The organism is Curtobacterium flaccumfaciens (assembly GCF_004361695.1).
GTDB lineage: Bacteria > Actinomycetota > Actinomycetes > Actinomycetales > Microbacteriaceae > Curtobacterium > Curtobacterium flaccumfaciens_B.
In genome coordinates this window covers 1-11,467 of sequence record NZ_SNVW01000020.1, presented here as the reverse complement: position 1 = coordinate 11,467, position 11,467 = coordinate 1, and the positions used below count along the sequence as shown (strand labels likewise).

Genomic DNA, 11,467 nt, shown 5'->3' with positions numbered 1-11,467 from the left:
CAACCTGCGCGGAAGGTTCTCGCGGCGGCGCGACCGTGACCGCCACAGTAGAGCCACCTGCGCGCTGCCCGAGCGTCATGTGAGCTGGACGCTGCTGCGCTGCTCACCGTCACTCCACGTCTCGAGCACCCACGTATCAGATCCGGGCTGCGCTCCTGCCATGTCCCGTGTTGCTTCCCTGGCCCGCTCCGCGCAGTCGTAGATTCCGATGACGTCCCACGTCTCGGCGCAGAATGCGCTCCGCCGCGATAGGTAGTGCTCGCCGCCGATGCTGATCCTCATGCCTGGATCCTCGCCAGTCGTAGGACCCCGCGGTTGGTCCGGCGCGAAGTAGCAGCCAGTTGGCGCACGTCCCGTATGGGGATCGGGCAACGGGAAACTTCCTTCACGCTGGGCGACGCGGATCGGCCACACTGATGAGGTGCGTTTCGAAACTGTCCTGACCGAGGCCGACGTCCCCACGCTCCGAACTGAGGTCGCTGCCCTCCGGCTCCCACGACGCCGGCTCGCGCGCGGCGTGAGTGTGCGACGGGATGGTCGCGAGCGCCCGTGGCAGTTCCAAGCGGTCGTCGACGAGCGCGACCAAAGTTGGATGTTCGACCGGCAGAGGGACTCGCATCGGGACCGCTATGCGGACGGTGTGCTTCATTCTGTTGACGGCCCGTCCGAGGTGAGTTTCGCGCGTAGCGGCACAGTGGCCCCTCCTGTTCGACTGCTCACGCCGGAGCTGCTTCTCCTGTGGGGGGGCGCCCTCGAGTTATTCGCCGATGCTCGTCCAGCGGATCAAGGAGCACTGGCTGCTGTTCACGTTTGAGCACGAGTTCGACCCTGCGCAGCGCACGACGCTGGTCGTCGACGAGCGCGACGGAATCGCACATCGCTCGTATGACGTGGGTCAGATCACAGTGCTCACCGAGCTGCGCGTCATGGAAGACGACGAGCCGATCCCCCCGCGTCCACGCTTCTCACGACTGCAGGAGTGGCCCACGCTCGAGTACTGAGCACACGTCCGCACAGACCCGTGTGTTTGCGGATCCTCTACCGGCCGGTTCGCGGTCCGCTGACGCAGCGCTCACTGTGACGGTGAGCATTCCACCGCAGCTCGGGTTCTGGCATTGTCGAGCCGTGCGCCCGTCGACGATCCTCCTCGCCGCCATCACCGTCGTCTTCGGCGCCGCGACGATCGTCCTCGCGGTCTTGATCGGCACCGACGAGGGACGGGCCCTGTCCACCGAGCTCCGTCTCGGCATCCTCATCACGTTCGGGTTCGGCGTCGCCTGCGTCACCACCGAGGTCAACCACCGCCGGCGGGCGCGCTTACAGCAGAAGGCCGAGACCCATCCCGGCACCGTGTTCGTCACCGCGCACGCGACAGAATCGACGGCCGCCGACCTCACGGCCTGGAGCCCCAGACTGCGCGTGTGGTTCCCGTGCGACCTCGGCTTCGACCGGACGGGCATCACGAGCTGGTCGACGCGCAACGACGGGCAGGGAACACCGATCGCCCTCCACTCAGAGGTACTCGGCTTCGACGTGTTCAGGGAGCCCACGCCGCGCGGTGTCGCATATCGATGGGGGATCGTGGTCCGCCTCGCACCCAGGACGTTGGGTCCCGGAGCGATCCGGCTGTGGGTGGCCGACGACCAGCCGGCGCAGGACGAGTACGCGATGCGCCGGACGATCAGCCGGATCGAGTCCGCGCTCGGCATGGGCCGCTGACCAGGTGTCCGCGCCTGTCGACGTTCGCCGCCTGGCGGAAGCGATCCGTGCCTCCAGGTCGGTGCCTCAGCCGCCCCCTCCGCTACCCGCGATGTCGTCGTCGTCCCACGGGACGGGCGTCACCGTGCCCGATTCCCAGTCGCGGCGGAGCACGCCGTACGCGACGGACGCGACAGGGCGATCCCCCTCGACCGGCCACGCCTCGCGGTAGTGGGCTTCCTTCACCCATCCGGCCCGGACGAAGACACGGCGCATCGCGACGTTGTCCTCGCGGGTCTGTCCCTCGAAGCGTGCGACCTCGCCCATCGTGCGGAACACGTGGTCCGTCGTCGCCCGCAGCGCCGACGGACCGATGCCCCGGCCGCGGAACCGGCCGGCGATGCGCAGGTCGAAGAGCGGAACGGGATCGGCGAGGTCCTCGAGCCGGACGATGCCGATGCGGCCGTGGTCCTCGTGCTGCAACCAGTACGTGTCGTGTTCGTCGTCGCGGAAGGCGCCGGCGTCGATGGCCGCCTCGGCGTCGGCGAGGGCGATCGTGCGGCGGACGTGGAACGGGAACTCCTCGCCGGTCAGGAACGCGACGAGGTCCGCACGGTCGGCGCCGGTCGGGTCGAGCCGGACGAGGGTGACCGTCACAGGTACGGCCTCGTCAGCAGCTCGACGTAGTGGCCCGAGGGGTCGAGCAGGTAGACGCCACGGCCGTCGTGCTCGGTGTTCGTCTCGCCGGGGCGTTGGCGCTGCGGGTCGGCCCAGTGCTCCCGGCCCTCGGCGGTGATGCGGGCGTACGCGCGGTCGAAGTGGTCGTCGTCGACCAGGAACGCGTAGTGCTGCGGCGGGAAGTCGATCGGCACCGCGGCGAACTGCAGGAGCACGCCGTCGGGGAGCTGCAGGTTGGTGAACGGGCCCCACGACGGGGCCTCGGCTGCTTCGAGGAGGTCGACGAAGAACGCCGCGGACACCGCGGGCTCCTTCGCCGCGATGATCGTGTGGTTGAACGATGCGGTCATGGCGCTCAGGGTAGCGGCGCGACCCGCGGTGCCGCAGGTGTCAGTGCCGCAGGGTCGCGGCCCACCGGGCGATCGAGTCGTAGGCGTGTTCTCGCACCTCGGGGGCGGACAGCATGACGTCGTGGAGCGCACCGTGCAGGCGACGGACGGTGACCTCGCTGCCCAGGGACAGCGCCCGGTGCGCCACGACGTCGACGTTGAGCGCGACGTCGGCCCGCGCCATGCCGTCGTCCCACGTGGGCTGCAGCATGCTCTTGTCGCTGAGCATCACGAGCACCGGCACCTCGAGACCGAGGCCCGCCTCGACCGTCGCCTGCCCGTCGAACACCGCGGCGAGCCACCCCGGGTGGAGGGGGAAGCCCCGGTCCGGCCGCCACTGCTGGTCGTACGTCCACGAGCCCTCGCCGGCGCTCGACACGGTGCGCGTGTAGAAGCCGGGGTCGACGGCGGGCATCGGCGCGAGCGGGTTGCGCCGGGCGCCGAGCTTGATGACGGGGGTCACGAGGGCGCGGCCGACGGCGTTCGCTTGGAACTCGAGCCACGGGCTGTTCAGGATGATCCCGGCGACGTGCTCCGGGTGCCGCGCCGCCCAGAGCGACAGGGTGAGGCCGCCGGTCGAGTGCCCCATCGGCACGAGCCGTCGCCCGGTCTCCCCACGGCGGTGTTCCGCGGTGATCACGTCGAGCGCCGCGGCGATGTCCTCGTCGTAGGTGGTGAGGTCGTCGACGAACCCGGGGGTCTGTCGTGGCTGCAGGCTCCGGCCGTACTTCCGCAGGTCGAGGGCGTGGAACCGGGCACCGAGCCGTTCGAGTCGTTCGGCGAGCTCGACCTGGAAGAAGTAGTCCGACCAGCCGTGGACGTAGAGCACGTCGACCCCGTGCAGCGGGCCGTGGGCGTGCAGCAGCAGGTCGGCCGGGGAGCGTCGACGCCGGACGAGGGTCGCGACCACGGGCCCCTCGGAGTCCTCGCCGAGGGGGAGCTCGAGTCGCTCGAACGGCGCCCCGAGGACGTCCTCGCGCCAGCCGTGGTCCGCCATCGGTCGAGCGTATCCGCCGCGGTGCTCGCCGTCCGCGGGTAACGATCCGTACCGTCTCGGGCCTTTCCCAGCGCACGTGGCGGACTTCTCCGGAGAAGTCCCGGCGGTCGTCCGAGGAGGGCTGGGACGCTCCGGGAACCGCGAGGGCGGTGGATCGACACGACGGGGGAGGCCCACGGGATGGCATTCAGACGTGCAGGGGGAGCCGCGCTCGGCTTCGTGGGCGGCAGTGTGCTCGCCGGGTTGCTGGTGGGGGTCGGCGTGACGCCGGTGCTGGCGGTGGCCGGGGTCGGGACGACCTCGGCGATCGGCGTCTTCGACTCGTTGCCGGAGTACATCCGGATCGGCGACCTGCCGCAGCGCAACGAGGTCTGGGCGTACCGCGGCGGGAAGCCGGTGCCGCTGGCGACCGTGTGGGACCAGAACCGGCAGGAACTCTCCTTCGACCAGATCAGCGACCAGCTCAAGCACGCCGCGGTCGACGGCGAGGACAAGCGCTTCTACGAGACCGGCGGGGTGGACGCGGCGTCGATGGTCCGGTCGCTCGTGAGCGTGGTGGCGGCGAAGGGCAAGGGCGGCTCCGGCGGTTCGACGCTGACGATGCAGCTCGTCCGGAACATCAAGATCCAGCAGGCGAGCGAACTGCCCACCGAGGAGGAACGCGCCGCCGCGTTCACGGAGGCGACGAAGCGCACCCCGGACCGGAAGCTCGCCGAGATGAAGCTCGCGATCGGCCTCGCGAAGGAGTACTCCAAGAAGGAGATCCTCACCGCGTACCTCAACATCGCGTACTTCGGCGACCAGACCTACGGCGTGCAGGCTGCGGCGCAGCGGTACTACGGCAAGGACGCCACCGACCTGACCCCGGCCGAGGCGGCGTCCCTCGTCGCCGTCGTCCAGTGGCCCGAGCGGCGCGACCTGTCGAAGCCCGCCCACCACGCGGACAACGTCGCCCGGCGGGACGTCATCCTCCGCTCGATGCGCGAGCAGGGGCACCTCACCCGGGCGGAGCTCATCGAGGCGCTCGCCACGAAGCCGGCCGACTACGTCCGACTCACCGCACCGCAGCAGGGGTGCGAGGCGGCCACCCACGGTGCCGAGTTCTTCTGCGACTCCGCGGTGCGCGTCGCGAAGTCGCTGCCGCAACTCGGTCCGACCGCGGACCGCCGCGCGGACTCCTGGCGGACCGGCGGCTACCGGATCCAGACCACGCTCGACCTCGACCTCAACGGGCAGCAGAAGGCGCTGCTCGACCGGTACGACCCGAACACCGAGGCACGGTTCGCCCTCGGGGCGACGCTCGACACCGTCGAGGCCGGCACCGGTCGCGTGCTCACCATGGCGCAGAACAAGGACCACGACCGGTCCGAGGCAGCGCCACCGACGGCGACCTCGCTCAACTACGCGACCGATCGTGCGGACGGCGGCTCGAGCGGGTTCCAGGTCGGGTCGACCTACAAGATGTTCACCCTGCTCGAGTGGCTCGAGGCGGGTCGGAGTCCGGACGCCGTGGTGAACGGCACGCGGCACGCCCAGAGCACGTGGACCCAGTGCGGGCAGACGATCGACTCGTTCTGGGACCCGAAGAACGACTCACCGGACCAGACGGGTCCGTACTCGGTGCGGTCGGCGACGGCGCAGTCGGTCAACGCGGCGTACGCGTCGATGGCGGCGCAGCTGGACCTCTGCGACATCCGTGACACGGCGGCGAGCCTCGGCGTGCACCCGGCCAGCGGCGGCGAGCTCCCGGCGAACCCGGCCGCCGTGCTCGGCACGACGAGCATCGCACCGCTGACGATGGCGGCCGCCTACGCCGGCATCGCCAACGGTGGCGTGTACTGCGCGCCCGTCCTCGTCGACCAGGTGACCGGCCCGGACGGCCGACAGCTCGGCGGGCAGACGGGGGAGTGCCGGCGGGCCGTCCCCGCGGCCGTGGCAGCGACGGCGTTCGAGGTGATGCAGGGTGCCTTCCACGGCGGGACGGCGAACGGCGGGCAGACCCCGGACGGCGCCACGCTGTTCGGCAAGACCGGCACCACCGACGCGGCGGACCAGATCTGGTTGGTCGGCGGGACCTCGCGGGCGGTGACGGCCTACTGGCAGGGCAACACCGACGGCGGGAAGACGAACCTGCGGCACTCCTCGAACGGCGACGGCACGTACGCCGGCACCCGGGCCGCCGTGTGGCGGCAGGCGCAGACGGCGGTGAACGCGGCCTTGCCGGTCGGCTGACGGTCTCGACGCGACCGCGGGACGGACGGGAGGCGCGTTGCCAGCTGGCACCGCGCCTCCAGGCCGTCAGACGGTTGCGTCTACGACAGCTGCTTGCTGTCCTCGAGCCAGCCCGCGAGCTGCTGCATGTAGTCGGCCTGCGACGCGTAGTCGAGCGCCGGGAAGGTCCAGCTGTGGACCTGGCCCGCCTGGAGGGCGGCGTTGTCCGCGAACGTCGGCTGCTTCTCGAGGTCCGCGACCTGGTAGCCCTGCTGCGACAGCAGCAGCACGTCGCCGCTGATCTGGCCGGCGTTCTCCCACGAGTAGATGCCCCAGTAGAAGCCCTTCGGCTTCGGGTTCACCAGGTCGACGCCGAAGGACTCGTACATCTGCAGGGTCGGCTCGTCCGACGGACGGGTGACGTACGCGCCGTCACCGTCGGCGTACATCGAGACGACCGTCAGGTCCTGCTCCTTCGTGACCTTCTCGAGTTCGTCGCGCGCGGTGTCGAAGCGCTGCTCGGCCTTGTCGACCGTCGACTCCTTCGCGCCCAGCGACTCGGCGAGGTCGGCGATGTCCTCGATGACGTCCTCGCCCTTGCCGCCCCACTTCACCTGGGCGACCGGCGCGATCGCCTGGATCTGCTTCTCCTGCTCCTTGTCCTTGAAGCCGTAGCCGGGCTGCGTCGTGTCGAGCGTGCCCTTCTCGTCGGTCGGGTACACCGAGGTGACGACGAGGTCGGGCTTCAGGGCCGCGAGCTGCTCGAGGTCGATGTCGCCGTAGCCGGTGCCGAGCTGCGTGATGCCGTCGGTGTCGAGCCCCGTGAAGCGGGCGTCCTTGGCCATGGTCAGCTGCCCGAAGGTGCCGACGGGCTTCAGGCCGTACTCGACGAACGAGATCGCGATGTCGTTGAGGACCACGACGCGCTTCGGCGTGTGGTCGACCTTGACGGTGGTGCCGGTGGCGTCCTCGTACGACCAGGCCTTGTCGGCGGCGGCGTCACCGCTGCCGGCGCGGTCGCCGTCGTCGGAGCCGTTCGCGCTGGAGCAGCCGGTGAGGAGGAGGGCCGAGACGGCCACGGAGGTCACGAGGGCGGCTCGGAGGGAGCCGCGGCGGGGGATCTTCACGTTAGGAGAGGCTAACCTAAGTTTGCGGTGGTCGCCAGTTCTCGCTCGGTTTTCGCTGCGGCTGCGGCTGCGGCTGCGGCTGCGGCTGCGGTTTCGGTGCCGGTTCCGGTTCCGGTTGCGGTTCCGTCGGCGGTCGCCTGGACGTCGTGCTCGTCCGCTTCGGGGATGATCATCGGCGCGCCCGTGACCGGGTCGGCGAGGACGCGGGCGTGCAGGCCGAACGCCCGCTCGAGCAGTGCGGGTGTGAGCACCTCGGCCGGAGCGCCGTCGGCAGCGACCCCGCCGTCGTGCAGCACGACGAGCCGGTCGGAGTACCGCGCCGCGAGGGACAGGTCGTGCAGCACCATCACGACCGTCGCCCCCTGCTCGCGGTTGAGCCGTCGGACGAGCCGGAGCACCTCGAGCTGGTGCGCGAGGTCGAGGTACGTCGTCGGCTCGTCGAGCAGGAGCGTCTCCGCCTGCTGCGCCACGACCAGGGCGATCCAGGCGCGCTGCCGCTGCCCGCCGGACAGGCTCGCGACGTCGCGGTGCGCCACCTCGGTCAGGCCGGTGGCCGCGATGGCCTGCTCGGCGACGTCCGCGTCGTCCGCCGTCCACGGCTTGGCCCACGACTGGTGCGGGTTCCGCCCTCGCATCACCAGGTCGAGCACGCTCGTGCCGGCCGGTGCGACGGGGGACTGCGGCAGGATCGCGAGCTTCCGGGCGACGGCGCGGTTCGGCTCCTTGCGGATCGGGACGCCATCAAGGTGCACCTCGCCGGCCTGGGGCTTGAGGACCCGGCCGAAGGTCTTCAGCAGGGTCGACTTCCCGCAGCCGTTCGCGCCGAGGAACGTCGTCACGGTGCCGCGCTCGATGCGCAGGTCGAGGTCGGTCAGGACGGGGTGCTTGTCGTAGCCGACGGACAGGCCGCGGGCCTCGAGCACGGGGACGCCGCCGTCCGGGATCGCTGCGTTCGTGGTCATCGGGACATCTCCTTGCGGGGTCGTCGGGACTGCTCCGTGCCTCATCGGGACTGCTCCGTGTGTCATCGGGACATCTCCTTGCGGTGACGGATGAGGAGCCAGATCAGGTACGGGGCGCCGATCACGGTGGTGATGATGCCGACCGGCACCTGCCACGGGAACGCCGACCGGGCGAGCAGGTCCGCGGCGAGCACGAGCACCGCGCCGAGCGCCCCGGCGAGGAGCAGCGGCGGGCGGTTCGTCCCCGCGAGCCGGAGCCCGATCTGCGGGACCACGAACGCGACGAAGCCGACCGGGCCGGCTGCGGCGACGGCAGCGGCGGTCAGGACGACCGCGAGCGCGATGACGATGAGCCGGTGGCGCTGCACGGCCAGGCCGACGCCCGTCGCGACCTCGTCGCCGAGCTGGCCGATGCCGAGCGCCGCACTCGTCGCGAGGGCGAGGGGCACCGCGACGACGGCGACGACGAGGAGCGGCCAGACGCTCGACCACGACGTGCTCGACAGGCTGCCGACGAGCCACTGCGACGCAGCCGCGGCGACCGTGATCTTCGCGCGGACGAGCAGGTAGCTGGTGACGGCGTCGAGCGTGGCGCTCACCCCGATGCCGACGAGGACCAGGCGGTAGCTCTGCACCCCGCCGCGCCACCCCAGCCCGTACACGGCGACGGCGGCGACGAGGGCACCGATCGTCGCGGCGACCGGGATCCCACCGCCGAGGACGAGCGACGAGACCGAGTACGTCCCGCCACCGAACACGATCGCGGCCACGGCACCGACGCTCGCGCCGGACGTCACCCCGATGATGTCCGGGGTGCCGAGCGGGTTCCGCGTGAAGGTCTGGGTGAGGGCACCCGCGACCCCGAGGGTCAGGCCGACGAGGGCGCCGGTGAGCACGCGGGGGAGCCGGAGGGTCTCGACGATGAAGGCGTCCGGACCCGACTCGAGGCCGAGCAGGGACCGCACGACGGTGACGGGGGCGATCCACGTCGACCCGATGGCGACGCCGAGGACGACGAGGACGGCCACGGCGCCGAGCGAGCCGACCGTGTACCAGAACACCCGGGGGCGCCAGGCGAGGCCGACGGGACCGACGACGATGCCGCGGCGCCCCGCGGCCGTGTTCGAGGAGCCGGACGCGTGCGGGTCCGTCGCGCGGCCGCTCGAGCGTGCCGTGTCCGCGGCGGTCACAGGGAGACCAGCGATCGGCGTCGGGCGACGGCGACGAACACCGGGCCGCCGATGACCGCGAGGACGATGCCGACCTCGACCTCGGAGAACCCGCCGATCAGACGACCGACCACGTCCGCGAGCAGCACCAGCGCGGCACCGACGATCGCGGACACCGGCAGCGTCCAGCGGTGCCCGGTCCCGACGAGTGCGCGCGCGACGTGCGGCACGGTCAGGCCGACGAAGCCGATCGGGCCGGCGGCCGCGGTGGCTCCGGCGGCGAGCAGCGTGATCGCACCGAGCCCGACGAGCCGGGCCACGAGGACGTTCTCACCGAGGCCCTTCGCCAGTTCGGTGCCGAGCCCCAGGGCGTCGAGCGCCCGGACGTTGAGGACCGCCAGGACGAGTCCGGCGACGAGGAACGGCCACACCGCACCGAGCACGTCGAGCTGTCGCGCGGCGAGCGAGCCGACGACCCAGAGCCGGTACGCGTCGAGCGAGGCCTGGTCGGTGAGCACCACGAACGACGTCAGCGCGCCGAGGAGCGCCGAGACCGCCGCCCCGGCCAGGGCCAGCGGCACCGGGCTGGCCGTGCCGCTGCCCGCGATCGTCACCGAGAACACGACGACGCTCGCGACGAGCGCACCGACGAGCGCGAACCAGACCGTGGCACCGGTGCTCGTCACGCCGACGACGTACACGCCGATCACGACCGCGAGTCCCGCGCCCGACGAGACGCCGAACAGGCCGGGGTCGGCGAGCGGGTTGCGGGTGTGCCCCTGCATGAGGAGTCCGGCGATGCCGAGGGCCGCGCCGACCGCGGCGCCGATGAGCGTGCGTGGCACCCGGGAGCCCCAGACGATCGCCTCGTCGGTGCTGCTGCCCGTGCGCGTGAGGCCGGCGAGCACCTGGTCGACACCGATCCGGTTGCTCCCGAGGAGCATGCTCGCGACCGCGACCAGGACGAGCGCCACGACGAGCCCGACGATCACGAGGAGCCGGCGACGGACCGCGGCGCGGTGGACGCCGAGCGCGGCGATCGGGTCGGTCACGCGGGTGTCCGGGGCGGACACCAGAGCGGGAGAGGGGGCTGGCACGGAGAACATCTTAGGTTAGCCTTGCCTCATGGCGAAGACCCCGCGGCTCCTGCCCGAGAACCCCCGGCTCTTCCGTGCACGTGTCCTCCGGAGCGCGCGCGTCACCCCGTCGATGCACCGCGTCACGGTCACCGGGGACGACCTGCACGAGTTCCCGTTCCTCGGGTTCGACCACTGGTTCCGCCTGTTCGTCCAACGCCCCGACCAGGACGCCTTCCGGATGCCGGACCTCGACGGCAAGAAGTGGTGGCCGACCTTCCTCGCCATCCCCGAGGACGTCCGCCCGCACTGCGCGAACTACACCGTCGCCGAGTACCGGCTGCTGCCCGACGGCACCGCCGAACTCGACATCGACTTCGTCGTGCACACCGGCAGCGACGGCGAACCCGAGGGCCGCGCCGCGATCTGGGCGTGCGGCGCCCGACCCGGGGACGAGCTCGCGATGCTCGACCAGGGCTGCATCTTCGACGTGCCGGACGGCACGAGCGAGGTGGTCATCGCGGCGGAGGAGACCGGTCTGCCCGGCGTCGTCGGCATCGCCGCCTCACTGCCGCGCGACACCGTCGGCCGCATCATCCAAGAGGTCCCGACCGCCGCGGACATGCGGGACCTCGACGCCCCCGTCGGCGTGCAGGTGACGTGGATCGTCCGACAGCCGGGCACGGTGCCCGGCAGCGGCGCGCTCGCCGAACTGCAGCAGTACGTCCCGGGCGACGACCGGGGCTACGCGTTCGTGGTCGGCGAGTCGACCCTCGCGACCGAGGGCCGCCGGCACCTGCACCGTGCGGGTCTGCCGAAGTCGCGCATCACGTTCTCCGGCTTCTGGAAGCACGAGGTCCGTCGGCGCGTCCTCGCCTGACCCGCGCGCGTTCCTTCCCATCGCACCTGCAGTAGGAAGCCGAATCGCGCGTAGGAGGCCAGAACTTTCGACCTCCTACGCGCGATTCCGCCTCCTCCGCGCGGCGGCCCGAGACGTGAGGGCGGACGGACTGGAGGCGGGGGGGGCGCGGGGCCCCCCCCCCCCCGCCCGCCCGGGGGGGGGGGGGGGGGGGCGGGAAAACCCCCCGAAACAGGACGGGTGCCCCCCCCCCCGGGGGGGACCCGTACGGCGACCGGGGGGGAGGGGGGGCAGCCCCCCC

The 11,467-nt window shown here is 71.7% G+C and carries 13 protein-coding genes; 4 read left to right on the top strand and 9 right to left on the bottom strand.

Features of this window, described 5'->3' with window-relative positions:
* Nucleotides 1–75 precede the first annotated feature (75 nt).
* The gene (locus EDF64_RS17835; protein WP_133521297.1) at nt 76–282 is read right to left on the bottom strand and encodes a hypothetical protein; all 207 of its coding nucleotides are present in this window, start codon (nt 280–282) and stop codon (nt 76–78) included.
* A 103-nt stretch (nt 283–385) separates the two neighbouring features.
* Nucleotides 386–586 (bottom strand): hypothetical protein, encoded by a 201-nt coding sequence (locus tag EDF64_RS18375; RefSeq protein WP_166645811.1) that lies wholly within the window; start codon nt 584–586, stop codon nt 386–388.
* 181 nt (nt 587–767) lie between these two features.
* Between EDF64_RS18375 and EDF64_RS17830 the strand changes: the two genes are divergently transcribed.
* Nucleotides 768–1,001: a hypothetical protein gene (locus EDF64_RS17830; protein WP_133521296.1), complete on the top strand. Its 234-nt coding sequence runs from the start codon at nt 768–770 to the stop codon at nt 999–1,001.
* 82 nt (nt 1,002–1,083) lie between these two features.
* Nucleotides 1,084–1,719 (top strand): hypothetical protein, encoded by a 636-nt coding sequence (locus EDF64_RS17825; RefSeq protein ID WP_133521295.1) that lies wholly within the window; start codon nt 1,084–1,086, stop codon nt 1,717–1,719.
* A 66-nt stretch (nt 1,720–1,785) separates the two neighbouring features.
* Here the strand turns inward: EDF64_RS17825 and EDF64_RS17820 are convergent, their stop codons facing one another.
* The 3 genes from EDF64_RS17820 to EDF64_RS17810 are packed head-to-tail and all read right to left on the bottom strand — an operon-like array spanning nt 1,786 to nt 3,762.
* Entirely contained in the window at nt 1,786–2,355 is a 570-nt protein-coding gene (locus EDF64_RS17820) for a GNAT family N-acetyltransferase (RefSeq protein ID WP_133521294.1), read from the bottom strand.
* Nucleotides 2,352–2,726, bottom strand: coding sequence for a VOC family protein (locus EDF64_RS17815; RefSeq protein WP_071291376.1), 375 nt, complete (start codon nt 2,724–2,726; stop codon nt 2,352–2,354). The genes EDF64_RS17820 and EDF64_RS17815 overlap by 4 nt, the downstream gene beginning before the upstream one ends.
* A gap of 40 nt (nt 2,727–2,766) precedes the next feature.
* The gene (locus EDF64_RS17810) at nt 2,767–3,762 is read right to left on the bottom strand and encodes an alpha/beta hydrolase (RefSeq protein WP_133521293.1); all 996 of its coding nucleotides are present in this window, start codon (nt 3,760–3,762) and stop codon (nt 2,767–2,769) included.
* A 180-nt stretch (nt 3,763–3,942) separates the two neighbouring features.
* Between EDF64_RS17810 and EDF64_RS17805 the strand changes: the two genes are divergently transcribed.
* Complete coding sequence (locus tag EDF64_RS17805) at nt 3,943–5,994, top strand: transglycosylase domain-containing protein (RefSeq protein ID WP_243736457.1); 2,052 nt, start codon at nt 3,943–3,945, stop codon at nt 5,992–5,994.
* 80 nt (nt 5,995–6,074) lie between these two features.
* On the opposite strand, the gene EDF64_RS17800 is transcribed toward EDF64_RS17805, so the two are convergent.
* The 4 genes from EDF64_RS17800 to EDF64_RS17785 all read right to left on the bottom strand — a co-directional run bounded on the left by EDF64_RS17800 (nt 6,075) and on the right by EDF64_RS17785 (nt 10,328).
* A complete protein-coding gene (locus EDF64_RS17800) occupies nt 6,075–7,100 on the bottom strand; it encodes an ABC transporter substrate-binding protein (RefSeq protein ID WP_133521292.1) in 1,026 nt (341 codons plus the stop codon).
* Between the two features lie 11 nt (nt 7,101–7,111).
* A complete protein-coding gene (locus EDF64_RS17795) occupies nt 7,112–8,062 on the bottom strand; it encodes an ABC transporter ATP-binding protein (protein ID WP_243736456.1) in 951 nt (316 codons plus the stop codon).
* Nucleotides 8,063–8,124: 62 nt separating this feature from the next.
* Nucleotides 8,125–9,252: a FecCD family ABC transporter permease gene (locus EDF64_RS17790; protein WP_133521291.1), complete on the bottom strand. Its 1,128-nt coding sequence runs from the start codon at nt 9,250–9,252 to the stop codon at nt 8,125–8,127.
* Complete coding sequence (locus EDF64_RS17785; protein ID WP_243736455.1) at nt 9,249–10,328, bottom strand: FecCD family ABC transporter permease; 1,080 nt, start codon at nt 10,326–10,328, stop codon at nt 9,249–9,251. The genes EDF64_RS17790 and EDF64_RS17785 overlap by 4 nt, the downstream gene beginning before the upstream one ends.
* Before the next feature lie 28 nt (nt 10,329–10,356).
* Between EDF64_RS17785 and EDF64_RS17780 the strand changes: the two genes are divergently transcribed.
* On the top strand, nt 10,357–11,187 hold the full coding sequence (locus EDF64_RS17780; RefSeq protein WP_133521290.1) for a siderophore-interacting protein: 831 nt from the start codon (nt 10,357–10,359) through the stop codon (nt 11,185–11,187).
* Nucleotides 11,188–11,467 lie beyond the last annotated feature (280 nt).

Bases quoted from the DNA above. Each gene is read 5' to 3' on its own strand.
- EDF64_RS17835 (WP_133521297.1), bottom strand. From the start codon at position 282: ATGAGGATCAGCATCGGCGGCGAGCACTACCTATCGCGGCGGAGCGCA.
- EDF64_RS17830 (WP_133521296.1), top strand. From the start codon at position 768: ATGCTCGTCCAGCGGATCAAGGAGCACTGGCTGCTGTTCACGTTTGAG.
- EDF64_RS17815 (WP_071291376.1), bottom strand. From the start codon at position 2,726: ATGACCGCATCGTTCAACCACACGATCATCGCGGCGAAGGAGCCCGCG.
- EDF64_RS17810 (WP_133521293.1), bottom strand. From the start codon at position 3,762: ATGGCGGACCACGGCTGGCGCGAGGACGTCCTCGGGGCGCCGTTCGAG.
- EDF64_RS17805 (WP_243736457.1), top strand. From the start codon at position 3,943: ATGGCATTCAGACGTGCAGGGGGAGCCGCGCTCGGCTTCGTGGGCGGC.
- EDF64_RS17795 (WP_243736456.1), bottom strand. From the start codon at position 8,062: ATGACCACGAACGCAGCGATCCCGGACGGCGGCGTCCCCGTGCTCGAG.
- EDF64_RS17780 (WP_133521290.1), top strand. From the start codon at position 10,357: ATGGCGAAGACCCCGCGGCTCCTGCCCGAGAACCCCCGGCTCTTCCGT.